The sequence below is a fragment of the Streptomyces sp. NPDC096324 genome (assembly GCF_044763015.1).
Classification (GTDB): domain Bacteria; phylum Actinomycetota; class Actinomycetes; order Streptomycetales; family Streptomycetaceae; genus Streptomyces.
Window position 1 is genome coordinate 179660 of the sequence record NZ_JBIWFK010000006.1, and the last position, 20390, is coordinate 200049.

The 20390-nt window shown below is 71.8% G+C and carries 17 protein-coding genes and 1 riboswitch; of the genes, 6 read left to right on the top strand and 11 right to left on the bottom strand.

Annotated elements, in window-relative coordinates:
* Window positions 1-27: 27 nt before the first annotated feature.
* Window positions 28-651 carry a LysE family translocator gene (locus tag ACIQ7M_RS17925; protein ID WP_403644973.1) on the top strand — a complete coding sequence of 208 codons (624 nt, stop codon included), beginning with the start codon at window positions 28-30 and terminating at the stop codon, window positions 649-651.
* 92 nt (window positions 652-743) lie between these two features.
* On the opposite strand, the gene ACIQ7M_RS17930 is transcribed toward ACIQ7M_RS17925, so the two are convergent.
* Window positions 744-1217 carry a DUF6210 family protein gene (locus ACIQ7M_RS17930; RefSeq protein ID WP_403644976.1) on the bottom strand — a complete coding sequence of 158 codons (474 nt, stop codon included), beginning with the start codon at window positions 1215-1217 and terminating at the stop codon, window positions 744-746.
* 234 nt (window positions 1218-1451) lie between these two features.
* Here ACIQ7M_RS17930 and ACIQ7M_RS17935 point away from each other — a divergent pair, with 234 nt between their 5' ends.
* From ACIQ7M_RS17935 to ACIQ7M_RS17945, 3 genes are all read left to right on the top strand, one after another.
* Complete coding sequence (locus ACIQ7M_RS17935; protein ID WP_403645888.1) at window positions 1452-2516, top strand: enoyl-CoA hydratase/isomerase family protein; 1065 nt, start codon at window positions 1452-1454, stop codon at window positions 2514-2516.
* 81 nt (window positions 2517-2597) lie between these two features.
* Window positions 2598-2742, top strand: a riboswitch (cobalamin riboswitch).
* Between the two features lie 40 nt (window positions 2743-2782).
* Window positions 2783-3004 (top strand): CbtB-domain containing protein, encoded by a 222-nt coding sequence (locus ACIQ7M_RS17940; protein WP_355775546.1) that lies wholly within the window; start codon window positions 2783-2785, stop codon window positions 3002-3004.
* 20 nt (window positions 3005-3024) lie between these two features.
* Window positions 3025-3783, top strand: coding sequence for a CbtA family protein (locus ACIQ7M_RS17945; protein ID WP_389842783.1), 759 nt, complete (start codon window positions 3025-3027; stop codon window positions 3781-3783).
* A 106-nt stretch (window positions 3784-3889) separates the two neighbouring features.
* Here the strand turns inward: ACIQ7M_RS17945 and meaB are convergent, their stop codons facing one another.
* The 7 genes from meaB to ACIQ7M_RS17980 all read right to left on the bottom strand — a co-directional run bounded on the left by meaB (window position 3890) and on the right by ACIQ7M_RS17980 (window position 15161).
* Entirely contained in the window at window positions 3890-4873 is a 984-nt protein-coding gene (meaB, locus tag ACIQ7M_RS17950) for a methylmalonyl Co-A mutase-associated GTPase MeaB (protein WP_403644981.1), read from the bottom strand.
* Complete coding sequence (gene scpA, locus ACIQ7M_RS17955) at window positions 4870-7044, bottom strand: methylmalonyl-CoA mutase (RefSeq protein WP_403644984.1); 2175 nt, start codon at window positions 7042-7044, stop codon at window positions 4870-4872. Before scpA ends, meaB begins: the two co-directional genes overlap by 4 nt.
* Entirely contained in the window at window positions 7044-8855 is a 1812-nt protein-coding gene (locus ACIQ7M_RS17960; protein WP_403644987.1) for a methylmalonyl-CoA mutase family protein, read from the bottom strand. Before ACIQ7M_RS17960 ends, scpA begins: the two co-directional genes overlap by 1 nt.
* Window positions 8856-8980: 125 nt before the next feature.
* Entirely contained in the window at window positions 8981-10054 is a 1074-nt protein-coding gene (locus ACIQ7M_RS17965; protein ID WP_403644990.1) for an ABC transporter substrate-binding protein, read from the bottom strand.
* The gene (locus tag ACIQ7M_RS17970) at window positions 10054-11955 is read right to left on the bottom strand and encodes an ABC transporter ATP-binding protein (RefSeq protein WP_403644993.1); all 1902 of its coding nucleotides are present in this window, start codon (window positions 11953-11955) and stop codon (window positions 10054-10056) included. The genes ACIQ7M_RS17965 and ACIQ7M_RS17970 overlap by 1 nt, the downstream gene beginning before the upstream one ends.
* Complete coding sequence (locus tag ACIQ7M_RS17975) at window positions 11952-13646, bottom strand: ABC transporter ATP-binding protein (protein ID WP_403644996.1); 1695 nt, start codon at window positions 13644-13646, stop codon at window positions 11952-11954. Before ACIQ7M_RS17975 ends, ACIQ7M_RS17970 begins: the two co-directional genes overlap by 4 nt.
* A gap of 168 nt (window positions 13647-13814) precedes the next feature.
* Window positions 13815-15161: a lysine N(6)-hydroxylase/L-ornithine N(5)-oxygenase family protein gene (locus ACIQ7M_RS17980; protein WP_403644999.1), complete on the bottom strand. Its 1347-nt coding sequence runs from the start codon at window positions 15159-15161 to the stop codon at window positions 13815-13817.
* A gap of 85 nt (window positions 15162-15246) precedes the next feature.
* On the opposite strand from ACIQ7M_RS17980, the gene ACIQ7M_RS17985 reads away from it, so the two are divergent.
* Both ACIQ7M_RS17985 and argB read left to right on the top strand, forming a co-directional pair.
* Window positions 15247-16194, top strand: a complete 948-nt coding sequence (locus ACIQ7M_RS17985; RefSeq protein ID WP_355771136.1) for a methionyl-tRNA formyltransferase — start codon at window positions 15247-15249, stop codon at window positions 16192-16194.
* Window positions 16191-17051: an acetylglutamate kinase gene (gene argB / locus ACIQ7M_RS17990; protein ID WP_403645002.1), complete on the top strand. Its 861-nt coding sequence runs from the start codon at window positions 16191-16193 to the stop codon at window positions 17049-17051. The genes ACIQ7M_RS17985 and argB overlap by 4 nt, the downstream gene beginning before the upstream one ends.
* A 114-nt stretch (window positions 17052-17165) precedes the next feature.
* Here argB and ACIQ7M_RS17995 read toward each other — a convergent pair whose 3' ends face one another.
* From ACIQ7M_RS17995 to ACIQ7M_RS18005, 3 genes are all read right to left on the bottom strand, one after another.
* The gene (locus ACIQ7M_RS17995) at window positions 17166-18044 is read right to left on the bottom strand and encodes an ABC transporter ATP-binding protein (RefSeq protein ID WP_403645005.1); all 879 of its coding nucleotides are present in this window, start codon (window positions 18042-18044) and stop codon (window positions 17166-17168) included.
* Window positions 18045-18048: 4 nt separating this feature from the next.
* Window positions 18049-19095 (bottom strand): FecCD family ABC transporter permease, encoded by a 1047-nt coding sequence (locus tag ACIQ7M_RS18000; protein WP_403645891.1) that lies wholly within the window; start codon window positions 19093-19095, stop codon window positions 18049-18051.
* 85 nt (window positions 19096-19180) lie between these two features.
* Window positions 19181-20173, bottom strand: coding sequence for a FecCD family ABC transporter permease (locus ACIQ7M_RS18005; RefSeq protein ID WP_403645894.1), 993 nt, complete (start codon window positions 20171-20173; stop codon window positions 19181-19183).
* Between the last annotated feature and the right edge of the window lie 217 nt (window positions 20174-20390).

A 20390-nucleotide genomic window follows, 5' to 3' on the forward strand; every position in this document is an offset into this window, starting at 1 on the left:
TCCCCGCCCGCACGGTCCGGAGGCATCGTGGTCCATCCCTACGCCGTCGCCGGGTTCCTGGTGGCGCTCCTTCCCCTGATCGCCACCCCCGGAGCCAGCCTGGCCCTGCTGATCCGGCATGTCACCGGCAGTGGCGCCCGTCGGGCTCTTCCCGTCATCCTCGGCACGGTCACCGGCCTGTACATCCATGCCACCCTCGCCATTGCCGGCCTGTCGGCCCTGGTCATGCACTCCAGCCTGGCCTTCTCCGGCGTCAAGCTCATCGGTGCCGTCTACCTCATCGGCCTGGGCATCTGGACATGGCGTTCCGCCACACCGAACGCGGCACCCGTCCCTCACCGCCAACCTCTACCGAAGGAGTCGGGCTCGGTCTACGCCCAGGCATTGCTCGCCAACGTCCTCAACCCGAAGGCGGCGGCCATCTACTTGACCCTGGTCCCCCAGTTCATCGCACCCGACCAGCCCTTCGGCGGCCAGATCCTCACCTTGGCCACCGCCCACGCGCTGCTGATCACACTCTGGCTCGCCGCCTGGACCCTCCTCGTCCTGCGTGCCTCACAGGCCCTGCACAAACCCCGCTTCAAGCGAACCGCCGCCAAGGCCACGTCAGCGGTCCTCGTCGCCATCGGCGTCCGGAGCGCCATGACGTAGGCCGAGAGCCGTGTCGGCAAACGACACGGTGGTCCGGCCGAGCCTCCGGCGATCGGTGTCACCCATCCGGTCAGGTCGGTCCTGGGCGAACGTCAGTCGGAGTTCTGCCAGACGAGAAACCCCTGCCCGTCCGGAGTCAGAACGGGAATCCAGGCTTCGTCGGCCTCCGCAAGTCGGGACTCGTCGAGAACCAGCGGAGTGGGCAGTACGTCCTCCTGGTTGGCCGACCCCCAGATGCACAGGTCGGCGACCTCCCGGCGTAGCCGGTCGAGCAGATTCTGCGGCCAGTTGAACTGTCTTGATCCGCAGCCCTTGAGCTCACCGACGAACAGATCGCTCAAGCCGGCGTCCGCACCGGGGACGTAGAAGGGCAGCAGATAGCCCTCCTGCTCGTAGGGAATACAGCCGTAACCTCCGCCTTGAGTCCGGTAGATGACGCCAGTCGGTGCGGCCACCACGACGAACATCCACCCGGATCCGGTTTCGTCGTTGTCGAGGAAGACGCGTCTCTTGCCGTCGGCCACAGCCCTGCCCTTCCTGTGCGTCGCTCCATCGGCATCAGTCATGGGAGCACCCTCGCACGGGCAGGTGCGCGGCCGGCCTGCCCGGCCCGCCGATGCTGGGCGAGGCCGGAGAGGGCTGGGCGCGCGGTCGTTCGATCACAGGTGGTTGCGGTGGGTACGGTGGCGCGGAGGCCGTCGTGACCCGCGGGCCGGCCGGAGCGTGGAAGGAACCACCGAGATCATGTGCGCCATCGTGACCCGCCGCCCGAGCGGGGTGTCCGGATGAACGGCACCCCGATGCCCGGAGCGGAGGAATCCGTCCTGCTGCGCACCGAAGGACGGGCCGGCCACATCGTCCTCAACCGGCCCAGGGCGCTGAACGCCCTGAACCACGCGATGGTGCGCCGGATCGACCGGGCGCTCACCGCCTGGGAACACGACCCCGCCGTCGAGACCGTCGTCATCACCGGCGCCGGGGAACGCGGCCTGTGCGCGGGCGGCGACATCCGGGTCGTCCACGACGACGCGCGCGACGGGGACGGCACCGCGTCGGCCGCGTTCTGGCGCGACGAATACCACCTCAACGCCCGTATCGCCCGCTACCCCAAGCCGTACGTGGCGGTGATGGACGGCATCGTGATGGGCGGCGGAGTCGGTGTCTCGGCGCACGGCAGCGTCCGGATCGTCACCGAGCGCTCACGCGTCGCCATGCCCGAGACCGGCATCGGTTTCGTCCCCGACGTCGGCGGCACCCGTCTGCTCGCCCTCGCCCCGGGCGAACTCGGCACCCATCTCGCCCTGACAGGCGCCTCGATCGGCGCCGGGGACGCGCTGCTGTGCGGCCTCGCCGACCACTGTCTGCCGTCCTCCTCGCTCCGACGGTTCCTGTCCGACCTCGCGGAAGGGTCCGTGGCCGAGGCCCTGGCCACTCACGCGCGGCCCGCCCCGCCGGCCGAACTCGCCGAGCGGCGCGAGTGGATCGACGCCTGCTACGGCGCCGACACCGTCGAGGAGATCATCCGGCGGCTCCTCGCGGCCGACGACCCGGCCGCCAAGGAGACGGCGGAGATCCTGCTCGGCAACTCGCCCACCGCCCTGAAGGTCACGCTGGCCTCCCTGCGCCGGGCCCGGCGGCTCGGATCGCTGGAGCGGGTGCTCGACCAGGAGTACCGCGTCTCCTGCGCCGCCCTGTCCGCACCCGACCTGGTGGAAGGCGTCCGGGCCCAGATCATCGACAAGGACGGCGAGCCGCGCTGGTCCCCGGCCACACTCGCCGAGGTCACCGACGCCGACGTCGAGCGCTTCTTCACACCCCTGGGCGAACGCGAACTCGGCCTGTCCGACGGCGAGTCCGGCACCTGAACGGACCCGGGGCGGCACTGAGGACCGGCGCGTCACCTGGGACGAGAGGAAGATCACCCCGGTCGGCGCGGTCTTGGCCAGAAACGCGCCACGCGGTACGGTCGGTCCGATATCGATGACGTCAAGACGGAAGCCGGCGGAAATCCGGCACGGTCGCGCCACTGTGAACGAGACGTCCCAGCCACGCTGGGCCTCGTGAGTCAGACCCGTAGGCGTCATCCTGTGCACCACCGAGATGGGACGCGAACTCCCGAGGAGGTCCTGCCATGGCGCAGACCGTCGCTCCGCCGACAGCCACCACCCCCGCTCTCCCCGCCAAGCTGCCGATCGGTGCGATCGTCCCCTGGGCGGCCTTCTTCGGCATCCTGATGCTGGTCCTGCTGTACTTCGTCGGCGCCGAACAGGGCGCCACCTCCGTCGTCTCCGGCGAGGACGTCCACGAGTGGGTGCACGACGCCCGCCACCTGCTCGGCTTCCCCTGCCACTGACGCGAGGGAGAGCGCTCATCATGAACTCCGCAACGGTAAGAAACCTCCTCGTACGCGGCATGCTCGCCGGCCTCGCGGCCGGTGTACTGGCCCTGGTCGTCGCCTACTTGCTCGGTGAACCGAGCGTCGACAGCGCGATCGGCTTCGAGGAGGCCCACTCCCACGCACACGGGCACGAGGTCGAACTCGTCTCCCGCAGCCTCCAGTCCACCGCGGGCCTCGCCACCGGCGTCCTGGTCTACGGCGTCTCCTTCGGCGGAATCGCCGCGCTCGCCTACTGCTTCGCCCTCGGCCGAGTGGGCCGCTTCGGCCCGCGCGCGACCGCGCTCCTGCTGTCCGGGACCGCGCTCCTGGCCGTGTACGTCGTGCCGTTCCTGAAGTACCCGGCCAACCCGCCGTCGGTCGGCGACCCCGACACCATCGGCAAGCGGACCACCCTGTACTTCCTGATGATGGTCCTCAGCGTGCTTCTCGCGGTGGGAGCCACCATCCTCGGCAAGCGCCTCGCGCCCAGCCTCGGCACCTGGTACGCCACCGTGGTCGCGGTGGCCGCCTTCGCCGTCGTGATCGGACTCGCCTACGAGTTCCTGCCCGTCATCAACGAGGTGCCCAAGGACTTCCCGGCCACCCTGCTCTGGCGGTTCAGGCTCTCCGCCCTCGCCATCCAGACCGTCCTGTGGGCCGGATTCGGCCTGGTCTTCGGCGAGTTGGCCGAGCGCATGCTCAACCCCAGGCCCGCGACAGCTCCTTCGGGCCGATCCGTTCCCGCCGCGAACTGAACCACCGGCACACACACGACAGGCCCCCGGATCTCTCCGGGGGCCTGTCGTGTTGTGGGTCCGAGCGGTGGCCGGGCTCCGACCTGCCCCGCCACCGCCGTTCGCGTCAGCGGCCCTCGCCGCCGAAGACCTTCAGAATCCGCTCCGCCGCGAGCGTCGCCGTCAACCCGCCCTCGCGGACCTGCCGTTCGAGGTCGGGGGCGACGGCCCGTACGGCCCGATCGGCGTGCAGACGGCCGAGCAGCTCGTCCCGGACCATCGTCCAGGTCCAGTCCACCTGCTGGTCACGGCGCTTCTCGGCGAGACGGCCGGTCGAGTCGAGCAGCACCCGGTGCTGCTCCAGACGGTCCCAGAGCGTGTCCAGACCCGCCGACTCACGGGCGCTGCAACTCAGCACCGGCGGCGTCCAGGCGGCGTCCTTGCCGTGCATCAGCCGCAGCGCGCCCGCCAGTTCACGCGCTGCCGACTGCGCGTCACGCTCGTGCGGGCCGTCCGCCTTGTTGACGGCGATCACGTCGGCCAGCTCCAGGACACCCTTCTTGATGCCCTGCAACTGGTCCCCGGTACGCGCCAGCGTCAGCAGCAGGAAGGAGTCGACCATGTTCGCGACCGCCGTCTCGGACTGGCCGACGCCGACGGTCTCCACCAGCACCACGTCGTAGCCGGCCGCCTCCATCACCACGATCGACTCGCGGGTCGCCTTCGCCACCCCGCCGAGCGTGCCGGCGGTGGGGGAGGGGCGGATGAACGCGGCCGGGTCCACGGCCAGACGCTCCATACGCGTCTTGTCACCGAGGATCGAGCCGCCCGTACGGGTGGAGGACGGGTCGACGGCGAGCACCGCTACCCGGAACCCGAGCGAGGTCAGCATCGTGCCGAATGCGTCGATGAACGTCGACTTGCCCACGCCCGGCACCCCGCTGACGCCGATCCGCCGGGCCTTCCCGCTGTACGGGAGCAGCTCGGTCAGCAACTCCTGTGCCAGCGCCCGGTGCTGGGGCCGGGTGGACTCGACGAGCGTGATGGCGCGGGCGACCAGCGCCCGCTTCCCGTCGAGCACACCCTTGACATAGGTGTCGAGTGGGATCACAGGTCGTGCCCGAGGTCGGCAGAGAGCCGCTGGACGAGGTCGTACGCCGCGTCCGGGATCACCGTCCCGGGCGGGAAGACCGCAGCGGCGCCCATCTCCAGCAGCGTCGGCACGTCCTGCGGCGGGATGACCCCGCCGACCACGATCATGATGTCCTCCCGGCCCTCCGCCGCGAGTTCCTCGCGCAGCGCCGGTACGAGGGTGAGGTGCCCGGCGGCCAGCGACGAGACGCCCACGATGTGCACGTCCGCCTCCACCGCCTGACGGGCGACCTCACCCGGCGTCTGGAACAGCGGGCCGACGTCGACGTCGAAGCCCAGGTCGGCGAAAGCGGTCGCGATCACCTTCTGGCCGCGGTCGTGACCGTCCTGGCCCATCTTGGCGACCAGGATGCGCGGGCGCCGGCCCTCGGCCTCCTCGAACGCGTCCACCAGCGTGCGGGTACGGTCCACGGACGGGGACTCCCCTGCCTCGTTGCGGTACACCCCGGAGATCGTACGGATCTGGCCCGCGTGCCGCCCGTACACCTTCTCCAGGGCGTCGGAGATCTCACCGACTGTGGCCTTCGCGCGGGCCGCGCGCACCGCCAGCTCCAGCAGGTTGCCCTCGCCGGCCGCCGCCCGTGTCAGATCCTCGAGCGCGCCCTGGACCTCCCGGTCGTCGCGCTCGGCGCGCAGCCGGCGCAGCTTCTCGATCTGCTGCGTGCGGACGGAGGAGTTGTCGACCTTGAGGACGTCGATCTGCTCGTCGGTCTCCACGCGGTACTTGTTCACGCCGATGACCGGCTGGCGGCCGGAGTCGATGCGGGCCTGGGTGCGGGCCGCCGCCTCCTCGATCCGGAGCTTCGGGATGCCGGCGTCGATGGCCTGTGCCATGCCGCCCGCCGCCTCGACCTCCTCGATGTGCTGCCAGGCCCGGCGGGCGAGGTCGTACGTCAGCTTCTCCACGTAGGCGCTGCCGCCCCACGGGTCGATGGCCCGGGTCGTACCGGACTCCTGCTGGATCAGGAGCTGGGTGTTGCGGGCGATCCGAGCGGAGAAGTCGGTGGGCAGGGCGAGTGCCTCGTCCAGCGCGTTGGTGTGCAGCGACTGGGTGTGGCCCTGGGTGGCCGCCATGGCCTCCACGCACGTACGCGTCACGTTGTTGAACACGTCCTGAGCGGTCAGCGACCAGCCGGACGTCTGTGAATGGGTGCGCAGGGAGAGGGACTTGGCGTTCTTCGGGTCGAACTGCCGGACCATCTTGGCCCACAGCAGGCGCGCCGCCCGCATCTTGGCGATCTCCATGAAGAAGTTCATGCCGATCGCCCAGAAGAACGAGAGCCGCGGCGCGAACGCGTCCACGTCCAGGCCCGCCTCGCGGCCCGCCCGGATGTACTCCACACCGTCCGCGAGGGTGTACGCCAGCTCCAGGTCGGCCGTCGCGCCCGCCTCCTGGATGTGGTACCCGGAGATGGAGATGGAGTTGTAGCGCGGCATCCGCTGCGAGGTGTACGCGAAGATGTCGGAGATGATCCGCATCGACGGCTTCGGCGGATAGATGTAGGTGTTGCGGACCATGAACTCCTTCAGAATGTCGTTCTGAATGGTTCCGGCCAGCTTCTCGGGCGGTACGCCCTGCTCCTCCGCCGCCACGATGTAGAGCGCCAGCACCGGCAGCACGGCGCCGTTCATCGTCATCGACACGGTCATCCTGTCCAGCGGGATGCCGTCGAAGAGCTGACGCATGTCGTAGATGGAGTCGATGGCCACGCCCGCCATGCCGACGTCGCCCGTCACCCGGGGGTGGTCGCTGTCGTAACCGCGGTGCGTGGGCAGGTCGAAGGCGATCGACAGGCCCTTCTGGCCCGCGGCGAGGTTGCGGCGGTAGAAGGCGTTGGACTCCTCGGCGGTGGAGAAGCCCGCGTACTGGCGGATCGTCCACGGCTGGTTGACGTACATCGTCGGGTACGGGCCGCGCAGATACGGTGCCATGCCCGGGTACGTGTCCAGGAAGTCGAGGCCCTCCACGTCACGGCCGGTGTACAGCGGCTTGACCGCGATGCCCTCCGGCGTCTCCCAGAAAGCGTCACCGGCGCCCGTGGCCTTGCCGGCGGCGGCCTTCCACTCGTCGGCGCCGCCATCGGCGGTGGGCGTCCCCAGGTCGATCCCGGAGAAGTCGGGGATTCCCATCAGGAGGACACTCCCATGCGGTCGAGGGTGGCGGAGAGGACGGCGACGGCGTCGCAGCCCGCGAAGACGTAGGAGTCGACACCGGCGTGGTCCGCGGGGCGGCCGGCCAGGAAGACGTGCCGGGCCCCGGCCGCGGCGAGGGCCTCGGCCGTGCTCGCGGCCCGCTCCTCGTACAGCGCGTCGCTGGAGCACAGGACGGCCTCGGTGGCCCCGCTGTGCTCGAACGAGCCGTCCGTGACGGGCTCGATGCCGCCGGCCTGGAACAGGTTGGCGACGAAGGTGCTGCGCGCGGTGTGCGCGGCGGCCGGGCCGATCGTGGCGAGATAGATCCGGGGGCGGGACCCGGTGGCGGCGAGATGCGCGTCGGAGCGGGCCCGCAGCGCCTCGTACGCCTCGTCGCGGCGTACCCGCGGCAGGCCCCCGGAGGGTGCCTCGGGAGCGGGCTCGCGCTCCACCGGCCGCTCCGCCAGGTGCGGGAACTCGCTGACTCCGGTGATCGGTTCGCGCCGCTTGGCGAGCTTCACCGAGCGGGCCGCCCAGGTGTCCGCCAGGTCGCGCGCCAGCCGGCCCGAGCGCAGGACCGCGGCCTGGCCGCCGTCCCGCTCGATCCCCTGGAAGAACTCCCAGCCCGCGTGGGCGAGTTCGTCGGTCAGCTTCTCCACGTACCAGGAGCCGCCCGCCGGGTCGATCACCCGGGACAGGTGCGACTCCTCGATGAGGATCGTCGAGGTGTTGCGGGCGATGCGCCGCGCGAACGCGTCCGGCAGACCGAGCGCGTGGTCGAAGGGCAGGACGGTGACGGACTCGGCGCCGCCGACACCGGCCGCGAGCGTCGCGATGGTCGCGCGCAGCATGTTCACCCACGGATCGCGGCGCGACATCATCACCGGCGAGGTCACGGCGTGCTGCGTCTGCGCACCCGCGGCCGGCGCCCCGCACACCTCGGCGACCCGTGCCCACAGCCTGCGCGCCGCCCGCAGCTTGGCGATCGTCAGGAACTGGTCGGCGGTCGCCGCGTACCGGAACTCCAGTTGCGCACAGGCCTGTTCGACGGACAGGCCCGCCTCGGTCAGCTCGCGCAGATAGGCGACGCCGGTCGCCAGCGAGGCGCCCAGTTCCTGCGCGGCCGAGCCGCCCGCCTCGTGGTACGGGAGCGCGTCGACGGTCAGGGCCCGCAGTCCGGGGTACGCGTCCGCGCACCGCAGGGCGAGCGGGACGACCGGGGCGAAGTCCATCGCCGTGCCCGTACGGGCCTCGTGGCCGAGCGGGTCCGCGCCGAGGTTGCCGCGCGCGGCACCCGGTGCGACGCCTCGCGCCGCGTACAGCCGCAGCAACTCCTGGGCCGCCGCCTCGACGTCACGACCCGCGTCGAGGACGACGGGCGCCAGATCGAGGTAGACGCCGTCCAGGACCGCTTCGAGCGAGGAGACCGGAACGCCGCCCTCGCCGACCGTGAGCCACAGCGAGGTGACGCCGTTCTCCAGGTCGCCGAGGACCAGGGCGTTGTCCGCCGCCGTGTGGCGCTGCCGTACGTCCCAGCCGCCCACGGTGTTGCCCTCGGGCCTGCCGCCCCGGACGAAGGGGGCGAAGCCGGGGAAGCCGGCGTCGGCGGCCGTGTCGCGCGCGGTGTACAGGGGCTTGGTGGCGAGACCGTCCTCGAGCGAGGTGGACAGCGCGTCCTCGGCGGCCGCGCCCGAGACCTCCTTGCCCGATTTGCGCAGCACACCTTCTACCAGGAGCTGCCACTGGTCATGGGTCGCGGAAGGGAACTCGGCGGCCAGCGCGAGCCCGTCGTTGGGCAGGACTGTCATGCTCGGATGCTAGGTCAGAGGACTAGGGAGACAGCAGAGGCCCAGGCTGTGACCTTGACCTCTTGCTGTCGGTGATCCAGATCTCAGCCGTCCGGCGGGGGTGCGCGGCCCGCCGGAGACGGTCGTCAGTCCGCCGGCGCGGGCACCTTCGTCGCGGGGTCGCCGTCGACGGCGGCGGCGAGTTGCGGCACCAGCCGGTCGAGCATGTACGGCAGGCTCAGCACGCTGACGAAGGACACCGCGTTGCCGTAGTCGCTGGTCTCCTTGATGTAGACCTCGCGGTTCTGCCGCGCGACCTTCAGGTCCGCGTACAGGGCGTCCTTGTGCAGTTTGGCCTCGTCCTCGGCGGTGTCCGAGACGATCCACACGATCGCGTCGGTGTCCAGCAGGTCGGTGCGCTCCTTGCTGATGTTGGCGCCGAACTCGTCACCGATGACCTTGTCCAGGTCGGCCGGAAGGGTGAAGCCGAGGCCGGTGAGCAGTCGGGAACGGGGGTCCTGGCTGCCGAAGACGAAGATGCCCTCGTACGGGGTGGCCATGACGGCGGTGGACTTGGCGAACGCGGGGTTCTTCGCGGCGGCGGCCTTGATGTCGGCCTCGACGCCGGAGACCAGCGACTCGGCCTTGGACTCCTGGCCGAGCGCCTTTCCGATGATCTCGGTCTGCTTCTGCCACGGCACGCCGAAGTCGTTGTACTCCTTCGGCTGGGCCACCACGGGGGCGAACTTGGACAGGGTCGTGTACTGCGCCTTGGTGAGGCCGCCGTAGACGGCGAGGATCAGGTCGGGGCGCAGTGCCGCGATCTTCTCCGTCCGCGGGCCGGTGCCGGTGTCCTTCAGGACGGTCGGCGTCGTGGCGCCGGCCGCCTTGCCGGCCGCCTTGCCGGCGGCCCAGGGGCCGATGGCTCCCTTGTAGCCGCCGAGCCATTCGGTGGTACCGACGGGCACCTTGCCCAGCGCGAGCACGGCGTCCTGGTCGGTGAGGCCCACCGTGACGATCCGCCGGGGTTCGGACGTGATGGTCGTGCTGCCGTACTTGTGCGCGATCGTGACGGGCCACGCCTTGCCCGGGGCCGCGGGCTTCGCGGAACCGGCGTCGTCGGTGCTCCCCGGGGAGCCGCAGGCCGCGACGGTGCTGAAGAGCATGAGGACGGAGGCGAGGGCCGCGGCGAGCCGTGTGCCTCTCAAAGAGCCGAGCATCAGTGGTCCTTCGGGGTCGGAGCGGTGTCGGTGTGCGGGGGGTGGTCGGCGTGCGCGCGCGTGCCGGACCAGGCCTGCCAGAGGGAGGCGTAGGTCCCGTCCGCCGCGCACAGTTCGTCGTGGTGGCCGCTCTCCACGATCCGGCCGTCCTCCATGACGACGATCCGGTCCGCGGCGGCGGCCTGGGTGAGGCGGTGGGCGACGACGAGGGCCGTGCGCCCCTCGATCGCCCGGGCCGCGGCCCTCTCCAGAAGCCGGGCGCCGGTACTGCCGGCCTCGGCCGTCGCCTCGTCGAGGACGGCCACCGGCGGATCGGCCAGCACCAGGCGGGCCAGGGCGAGTTGCTGGACCTGGGCGGGGGTGAGCCGGTGGCCGCCCTCGCCCACGACGGTGGCGAGTCCGTCGGGCAGGGCCTCGACCCAGTCGAGCGCGTCGACGGTGGCGAGCGCGGCCCGCAGTTCGTCGTCGCCGGCCGTGTCCCGGGCCAGCCGCAGGTCCGCGGCGAGCGGCCCGGCGAAGACGTGCGTCTCCTGGGTGACCAGGGCGACGGACAGCCCGCCCGCCGCCCTCGCGCCGGGCAGACGGACGGAGCCGGAGGCAGGCCGGTGCACACCGGCGATGAGCTTGGCCAGGGTGGTCTTCCCCGCGCCGCTCGGGCCGACCAGGGCCACCCGCTCCCCGGGCCGCAGCGTGAGGTGCACGTCCCGCAGCACCGGCCGGCCCGGCTCGTAGGCGTGGTCGACACCGACGACGGTGACCGCGCCGGGCGACGGTTCGGTGCCCTGGGTGGACGGTTCGCCACCGGTGTTCCTGTCGGCGGAACCGGGGTCGGTGGGGTCGGCGGAACCGGTGTCGGCGGCGGCCGGTGCCGGTCCGTCGGCGGGGCCGTCCGTGACGCCGACCAGCCGGTTGAGCGCCGCCGTCGCCGTCTGGGCGTCGTCGAGGAGGACGAGGGCCGAGTTGACCGGCGAGAAGAGGCTGTGGAAGTAGAGGGCGGCCGCGGTGGCCGTGCCGATGCTCACCGATCCGGCGCGCACCAGGAAGAACCCGGTGACCAGCACGGCGGCGAGGCCGGTGTACTCGGCTACGTGCAGCCGGTTGTAGAACCGCAGCACCAGCTCGACCCCGCGCATCGTCATCCCCACGGCCGCGGAGGAGCGTTCGGTGACGTGCGCGGTGTGCTCCTCCTCCAGGCGGTACGCGCGTACGGTGCCGGCCCCCGCGATGGTGTCCAGCAACTGCTGCTGCTGGGCCCCGGTGGCGATCCGTTCGCGGGCGTACAGGGGCACGGCGTTGCGGACGTACCAGCGCGCGGTGTGCGCCTGTACGGGGACGGCGATCAGGGCGGCGAGCAGGAAACGCCAGTCCAGCGCCGCCATCGCGACGAGCGTGAGCACGATGGCGAGGACCGAGCGGACCAGCTCGGGCAGGGCCGAACGGACGGCCTCGCCGACCCGTGCGACATCCCGGGTGACGCGAGCGCTGAGGTCCCCGGTGCCCGCCTTCTCGACCTGCTCCAGCGGCAGGCGCAGCGCCCGGTCCACGAACAGCTCGCGCAGCCGCGCGAGGACGCTCTCGCCGAGTTGCGACACGAGCGACAGCCCGAGCGCCGTCGCGCCGCCCTGGACCAGCGCCACCACGACCAGCAGGACGGCGGGCAGCGTGAGATCGCCGGGCGGCCGGTGGCCGGCGACGAGGTCCACCATGTGCCCCAGCAGTGGCTGGACGAGGAGTCCCACGGCGGTGGCGGCGACCATCGTCGCGAAGCAGGCGAGAGCCGTACGGCGGTGGGGGCGGACCAGTTCGCGCAGGGCGGCCCGCGTCCTGGCCGGGGTCGCCGTGGGCAGGAGTTCGCGAGCGGTCGTGATCTCGCCGGTCACGTCCGCCGCGTCCGCGCTCATGCCAGCACCGCCGAACGGTAGATCTCGTGGCGGCGCACCAGGTCGGCGTGCGGGGCCGTGTCGGTGACCCGGCCGTCGTGGATGAGCAGCACCCGGTCGGTGACGGAGAGCAGCGCGGGGCTGGTCGTGACGAGCAACGTGGTGCGGCCCTTGCGGAGTTCACGGATGCCCGAGGCGATGCGGGCCTCGGTGACGGTGTCGACCGCCGTGGTCGGTTCGTGGACCACGAGGACGGGCCGGTCGGCCGCCAACGCGCGGGCCAGGGCGACCCGTTGGCGCTGTCCGCCGGACAGCGACCGGCCCCGTTCGCTGACCGCCGTGTGTTCGCCGTCGGTCAGGGTCTCGGACACCTGGGTCACCCCGGCCGCCGTCATCGCGGCCTCGGGAGCGCTCGTCCCGGGAGCGGCGGCCGTGACGTTGCCGAGGATCGTGCCCTCGAAGAGGTCCGCGTCGTGCTCGGCCACGAGGATCGCCGTACGGATCTCGGCCGGGTCCAGGTCGCGCAGGGGCACCCCGTCCAGCTCGACCGATCCCGCGTCGGGGTCGCCGCGCCGGCTCAGACAGCGCAGCAGGTCGGCGGCGTGCGCCGGGTCGGTGGTCACCACGCCGACCAGTTCGCCGGGGGCGACGTCGAGGTCGATGTCGCGCAGTCCGCCGTGGCGGAGGCCGGCCAGCCGTACGGCGCCCCGTACCGGCTGGGGCAGGGGGCTGCCGCCCGAGGTGACGGCGGGCGCGGTGGCCAGCACCTCCGCGATCCGGGTGGCCGAGGCCCGGCCCTGGGCGAGTTCGGCGTTGACCCAGGCGAGGACCTCAAGGGGGCCGACGAGGAAGAGGGCGAGCCCGACCGCCGACACCAACTGGCCCAGGCTGATGCTTCCTTGGGCGGCCAGCCGGCCGCCGACCAGGGCGACCGCGGCGATGAGGCAGCCGGTCAGCGCGAGCACCATGCCGCTCTGGAAGGCCTGTGCCCGGGCCGCGCGCAGGGTGGCGCGCAGCGAGTCGCGGCTGGTGGCGCGGTAGCGCTCGATGGCGGCGGGCTCGCCCCCGATGCCCTTGAGGATCCGCAGTCCGGTGACCAGGTCCGCGGCGATGGCCGAGGCGTGCGCGGCCCGGTCCTGCTCGGCCTCGCTGCGTGATTCCAGCGGCTTGCTCAGCAGGTGCCCGAGCCACAGCAGGACCGGGGTGCCCACCAGGACGACCAGTCCCAGGGCGACCGAGGTGCTCAGCAGGACGACCGCGCAGGTGGTGATGCCGACGAGCGAGGAGAAGCCCAGTGTCAGCGCCAGGTTGACCGCGCCGACGCGTTTGGCGTCCTCGGTCGCGATGCTGGCCAGAGCGCCGGGCAGCCTGCCCTCCTCGGTCCCGCCCCCCGGGCTCAGGACCCGTCGTACGAGGGTGACCCGCAGGGTGTGTTCGGCCCGGACGGCGGCCAGTTCACCGGACCGGGCGCCGATCCGGAAGCTGAGGGCGAGGCCGGCGTAGACGGCGCCGAGGGCAGCGAGCCACAGCACGAGGGCGCCGGAGTCGGATCCCGTGACGGCCCGGTCTATGACGACGCCGATGAGGGTGGGGACGAGGGCCTCGCCGATCTGGTGCCCGGAGGCGAGGAGCGTGCCGAGCGCCACGCGTGCGCGTTGTCCCTCGACCGAGCCTCTCAGGACGCTGCGCCCCGACGGGTGTGCGGCACTCATCCATACCCCTCCGGGAAGGACGGACGACGGAAACTTAGGTGAGGCTACCTTAAGTTGCGGCGCGATATGCCGTGGAGACACGGATGGTTTCTCGGTGGCGCCGGACAGGTCGGCGTACCGGGGTGCGTCGGCCTGTCCGGGGTCAACTGTCGTACGGCACAGCTGAGTTCAGGCGGAGCAGTCGGTCGCCGGAACCGTCTGGGCCGCGCGGTGGGTGAGCAGGGAATCGAGGATCTCCCCGGAGCGGACGGCGGTGGTGGACAGCAGGGTCGAGGTGAGGCCGTGCGTGTGCTCGGTCGCGCCCTGCACGTAGACGCCCGCCGTCACCTCGGGCGAGAACTCCACCCGGTGGTCGCGGCCGACGAGCAGCGAGTCCTTGTCGTCGCGCAGACACAGTTTCCCGGCCCGGCCCAGCAGCGTGTCCAGGTCCCGGGGGCGGTAGCCGGTCGCGTGGACGAGCAGATCGCAGGAGATGGTCTCCCTTTCGCCGGTGGGGAGGTATTCCACCGTGACGTCGAGCAGGTCGTCCTGGGCCCGCACGTCACGGATGCGCGAGACGTTGCGCAGGCGCAGACGTTCCTTGCCCAGCACCTTCTCGCGGTACATGGTGGCGTACAGCGATTCGATGAGGTCCATGTCCACCACGGAGTAGTTGGTGCCGCGGTGGTAGTCCACCAGGGACTGTTTCACCTCGGGCGTGGACCGGAAGTACACGTCCACCGCCTCGGGGTCGAAGATCCGGTTGGCGAAGGGACTGTCGTCGGCCGGTGTGTAGCCGTACTTCGCGAAGACCGCGCAGATCTCCGCCGCGGGGAACGACCGGTGCAGATAGTCGACCGCCTCGGCCCCGCTCTGGCCCGCGCCGAGGACCAGGATCCGCTCGACAGGAGTGCCGGAGACGGCCAACTCGGTGACCCGGGGGACCAGTTCGCTGTTGTGCCAGACACGGTCGGAGAGCGTCGTGTCCGGCGGCAGATGCGGTTCCAGGCCGACCGCCACCGACAGGTTGCGGGCCCGCCGGGTGATGGTGCGCTCGAGGTCACCGGGCACCCGGCTGGTCACGTCGAACCAGCGGACCTCGCCGTCCTCGCCGGTCACCGGTTCGACGGCGACGACCTCCGAGTCGTAGCGGACGAGATGCGAGAGCCGGGACGCGGCCCACACGAAGTACTCGTGGAACTCGATCCGCAGCGGGAAGAGCGTCTTCGCGTTGAGGAAGTCGACCAGCCTGCCCCGTTCCCGCAGGAAGCAGAGGAAGGTGAAGTCGCTGGTGGGGTTGCGCATCGTGGCCAGGTCCTTGAGGAAGGAGACCTGCATCGTGGCGTCGTCGATCAGCATGCCGCGGTGCCAGCCGAAGGAGGGCTGACGCTCCAGGAACTCCGCGCGGATCCGGTCCTCGGTCGATGCCTGGGCGTTGTGTTCCTCGATGGCGATGGCCAGTGCGAGATTTGACGGGCCGAAACCGATCCCGAGTACGTCGTGTATGGCGTCCGGTTCGTCGTCCAGTGCGTTCACCGCAACTTCCCTTCCCTTGGGCGCCCCTGATGGTAAATAAGGTTAGCCTTACCTTGCAATGGTGGTCTCCAGGAGAGGATCGACTATGCGGGTCGTCATGTTCGGCTACCAGACCTGGGGGCATCGCACGCTCCAGGCCCTGCTGGAGTCCGGCCACCAGGTGGTGCTGGCGGTCACCCATCCCAAGAGCGAGCACGCCTACGAAAAGATCTGGGACGACTCCGTGGCCGACCTCGCCGACAAGCACGGCATCCCGGTGCTGCTGCGCAACCGGCCCGACGACCCCGAACTCCTCGCCGCGCTGCGGGACGCGGCGCCGGACATCATCGTCGCCAACAACTGGCGCACCGTGCTTCCCCCGGAGGTCTTCGACCTTCCCCCGCACGGCACGCTCAACATCCACGATTCGCTGCTGCCGGCCTACGCGGGCTTCTCGCCCCTCATCTGGGCGCTGATCAACGGCGAGCGCGAGGTCGGTGTCACGGCGCACCGCATGAACGCCGAACTGGACGCCGGGGACATCCTGTTGCAGCGCGCGGTCCCGGTCGGGGCGACCGACACGGTGACCGACCTCTTCCACCGCACCGTGGACCTGATCACGCCGGTCGTGACCGAGTCCCTCGGCCTGATCGCCTCCGGCCGGGCCCGCTGGATACCGCAGGACCGCGGCAGGGCGAGCTTCTTCCACAAGCGCTCCGCCGAGGACAGCCGTATCGACTGGACCTGGCCGGCCGAGGACCTGGAACGCCTGGTGCGCGCCCAGTCGGACCCGTACCCGAACGCCTTCACCCACCATCGCGGCGAGCGGCTCCGCGTCGTCGACGCCGCCGTGTCCCGCGGACGCTACGGCGGTACGCCGGGGCGGATCTTCATCCGCGAGGACGACGGGATCGTCATTGTGGCGGGAGCGGAGGCCAGGAACGGCCGGCTGCCCGGGCTCCTGGTCCGGCGGGTGCGCACCGAGGACGGGGCCGAGCACGCGGCCACCGACTACTTCCGGACCATGGGCGGCTACCTCACGGCCCGTCCGTGAGCGCTCCGCTCGGCCTCGCCGACCCGATCGCCCCGGTCGAGCGGCTGCGCGGCCGCACGGTCGTCGTCAAGTACGGCGGCCACGCGATGGCGGACCCGCCGCTGCGGCGGGCCTTCGCCCAGGACGTCCTCGCCCTGCGCCGGGGCGGGGTCAGGGTGGTCGTGGTGCACGGCGGCGGCCCGCAGATCGGCGCCCACCTGGACCGGCTGGGCATCGAGTCCGCCTTCCTGGGCGGGCTCCGGATCACCACGCCCGAGACGATGGACGTGGTGCGGATGGTGCTCTCCGGACAGGTCCAGAAGGAACTGGTCGGGCTGCTCAACGAGCGGGGCGCGTACGCCGTCGGGCTCAGCGGCGAGGACGCGCGCACGCTCACCGCCGTGAAACGGTTCGCCGAAGTGGGCGGCGAGCGGGTGGACATCGGACTGGTCGGAGACGTGGTCCGCGTCAACACGGCCGTTCTCGCACTATTACTGAGGCATCGTCACATTCCCGTGGTGTCCTCCGTGGGCCGTGGTGAGGACGGCCAGGTCTACAACGTCAACGCGGACACCGCGGCGGGGGCGGTGGCCGCCGCACTCGGAGCACACGCGCTGGTCGTCCTGACCGATGTGCCGGGCCTGTACGCGAACTGGCCGGACAGCGACCACGTCGTCGATCGCGTCAGCGCCGCCGAGCTGGAGTCGCTGCTGCCCCGGCTGGACGGCGGCATGGCGCCGAAGATGGAGGCGTGCCTGCGGGCCGTCCGGGAGGGCGTGGCGACGGCCCGGGTCCTCGACGGCCGCGCGCCGCACGCACTCCTCCACGGGCTCGCCGGGAGCCGCGGCACCACGATCGTGCCGGACGCCGGGGGGTAGCCGGGCGGTGGTCCCTCACCCCCGGCGGGCGATCGCCGGTTCCACCCGGCCGCACGGGACGGTCCCGCGCGGCCGGCCGGACTCGAAGGGGCCCGGACCCGGAGCGGGGACCGCTCAGTCGGCCCGGGCCGCGGTCTCCAGGGTGGGCGCGCCGTGGTGCCGTCCCATCGGAATGACCAGCGGGGTGTCGCTCACCGGGTCCGTGGTGATCGCGCAGTTCAGATCGAAGACGTCCTCGACGGTCGCGACGGTGATGACCTCGGCCGGGGGGCCCTCGGCCACGATCCGCCCGGCTTTCATGGCGACGACGTGATCGGCGTACCGGCACGCCTGGTTGAGGTCGTGCAGCACCATCACGACGGTCCGGTGCTCCCGCCGGTTGAGATCGGTGATGAGGTCCAGTACGTCGATCTGGTGCGCCAGGTCCAGATAGGTCGTCGGTTCGTCGAGGAGCAGGACCTCGGTGCCCTGCGCCACCGCCATGGCGATCCAGGCGCGCTGGCGCTGTCCGCCGGACAGTTCGTCGACGGGCCGGTCCGCGAGCTCCGTCATGCCGGTGGCGGCCAGCGCCGCCCGCACGGCCTCCTCGTCCGCCCTCGACCACTGCCGCCACCAGGTCTGATGCGGCGAGCGGCCGCGGTTGACCAGGTCGACGACGGTCAGCCCCTCCGGCGCGACGGGACTCTGCGGCAGGATGCCGAGCCGTTGCGCGAGCTCCCGTGACGGCATGGAGTGCAGCGCCCTGCCGTCCAGTTGGACGGTGCCGGTCCGGGGTGTCATCAGCCGGGCGAGGGCGCGCAGCAGCGTGGACTTGCCGCACGCGTTGGCGCCGACGATCGCGGTGATCCGGCCCGGCGGGACGACGAGGTCCAGGCCGTCCACCACGGTCCGGTTGTCGTAGGCCAGGCGCAGACCGGTGGCCCGCAGGTCCGGGCCCGCTCCCGGCACGCGGTCGGCCGGCGGGGCGTCCGCCGACAGGGGATTCGCCGACATGGGATCAACCTCCTGAACCCGCGCGGTTGGCGCGGACGAGCAGCCAGAGCAGGATCGGCGCGCCGAGGACGCCGGTGACGATGCCGACCGGGAGTTCCGTGCCGGAGACGAGGGTGCGGGCGATGAGGTCGCTGCCCAGGACCACCAAGGCTCCGGTGAGCCCGGAGGCGACGGTCGGGGGCCAGGCGGTACGGGCCAGACGCTGGGCGATCTGCGGGGCGGCCAGCGCGACGAAGGCGACGGGGCCGGCCGCCGCGGTGGCGAAGGCGATGAGGCCGACCCCGGTGAGCAGGATGGACAGCCGGACGAGCTGTACCCGGGTGCCGAGGCCGGTGGCGACCTCGTCCCCGAGCTGGAGGGTGCGCAGCAGCCGGCCGAGCAGCAGCGCCGCCGGCAGCAGCACCGCCAGCGCGACGGCCAGCGGCCGGGTCTCCTCCCAGGTGCGGCCGTTGAGGTTGCCCACCAGCCAGCCCAGGGCGGCCTGCGCCTCGAAGCGTCCGCCCTTGGCCATCAGGTAGTCGGTGGCGCTCGCGCACATCCAGGAGACGCCGATGCCGACCAGGATGATCCGGTATCCGGTGGTGCCGCGCCGCCAGGCGAGGAGATACACGAGGAAGGCGGTGGCCAGCGCGCCGAGCAGACCGAGCGACTGGGTCCCGAGGCCCGCGTCCCAGCCGAGCACGAGGCCGGCGACCACGGCGGTGCCGGCGCCCTGCGTGAGACCGATCATGTCCGGGCTGGCCAGGGGATTGCGGGTCATCGTCTGGAACAGCGCGCCCGAGACGCCGAACGCCGTTCCGGCGAGGAGCCCGACCAGCGCGCGCGGCAGCCGGAGGTCCTGGACGACCAGCACGGTGCCGGGGTCCCCGGAGGAGCCCAGGGCGCGTACGACGTCCGCGAAGCCGATCGGATAGTCGCCGATCGTCAGGCCCCAGCAGAACAGCAGGAAGGTGCCGACGCCCAGCACCGAGCACAGCGCGACGAGCCGGGGCCGCAGGATTCCCGAGACGGGGGGCACGGCGAGACGGTAGGCGCGGAAGGAGGACGACAGCGGCGGCCGGCCCGAACCGGCGCCGCCCGCCTTCGGGTTGGGAGTGGAGTTCACGGTCGGTCCGGTGATCACGGGATCGGGCACGCTACACCTCCGCCAGGCGCCGGCGGCGGACCAGGGCGATGAAGAACGGGCCGCCGATGAAGGCGACGATCACGCCCGCCTGGACCTCGGTCGGCCGGGCCACGACCCGGCCGAGGATGTCGGCGGTGAGCAGCAGACACGGGGCGAGGACGGCGGAGAGCGGCAGCAGCCAGCGGTGGTCCGGGCCGAGGCCCGCCGACCGGGCCAGCACCCGGGCGATGTGCGGCACGACCAGTCCGACGAAGACGACGGGGCCGATCACCGCGACCGCGGCGCCGGTGAGCAGGGTGATCGCGGCGACGCCCTGGAGGCGGACCAGACCCAGTCGGCGCCCGAGCGAGGCGGCCACGTCGTCGCCCAGGGCCAGGCTGTTGAGGGCGGGCGCGCAGGCCAGCGCCAGCACCGCGCCCACGGCGAGGAACGGCAGGATGCGCAGCACGGTGGTCGAGTCCTGGTCGGCCATCGAGCCCGCGGACCAGAAGCGGTAGCGGTCCAGGGCGTCCGGGTCGGTGAGCGCGATCGCGCTCGTCAGGGAGGACAGCATCGAGGTCACCGCGATGCCGGCGAGCGCCAGTTTGACCGGCGTCAGCCCGGAACGGCCGAGCCCGCCGAGGAAGTAGACCAGCACGCTCGCCGCGAGGGCGCCGGCGAAGGCGAACCAGACGTAGCCGTAGAACGAGCCGAACCCGAACACCCCCACGGCCACCACGATGGCGAACGACGCCCCCGCGCTGACCCCGAGGACTCCCGGGTCGGCGAGCGGATTGCGCGTCAGCGCCTGCATGAGCGCCCCGGCCAGGCCCAGTGCCGCGCCGGCGGTGAGGCCGAGCGTGGTGCGGGGGACCCGCGCGGTCCAGACGATGTTGTCGACGAGCCGGCTCGGCGGGTGGCCGGACAGGGCCCGCACCACGTCGTCGAGCGGTATTCCGGCCGCGCCGACGGCGATGGACGCCAGACAGAGCCCGGCCAGGACCGTGCTCAGCAGCGTCACCATAACGACGGGGCGGACACGCTTGCCCCCGGTCACCTTGCGGTCTCCAACAGCCAACTCCCTTAGGTTAGGCAGGCCTTAAGCGTAGTGGGCGACTCGGCAATCTCCGAGGCCATGGCCTTTTGGTTAGGTAATCCTTACCTTAGTATGGCCGCGGTCCTCCGGCTGAGCCGGTTCCGCGCATTCGGGAGGCACGGTCACCTGTGTCCGCTATCGAAGA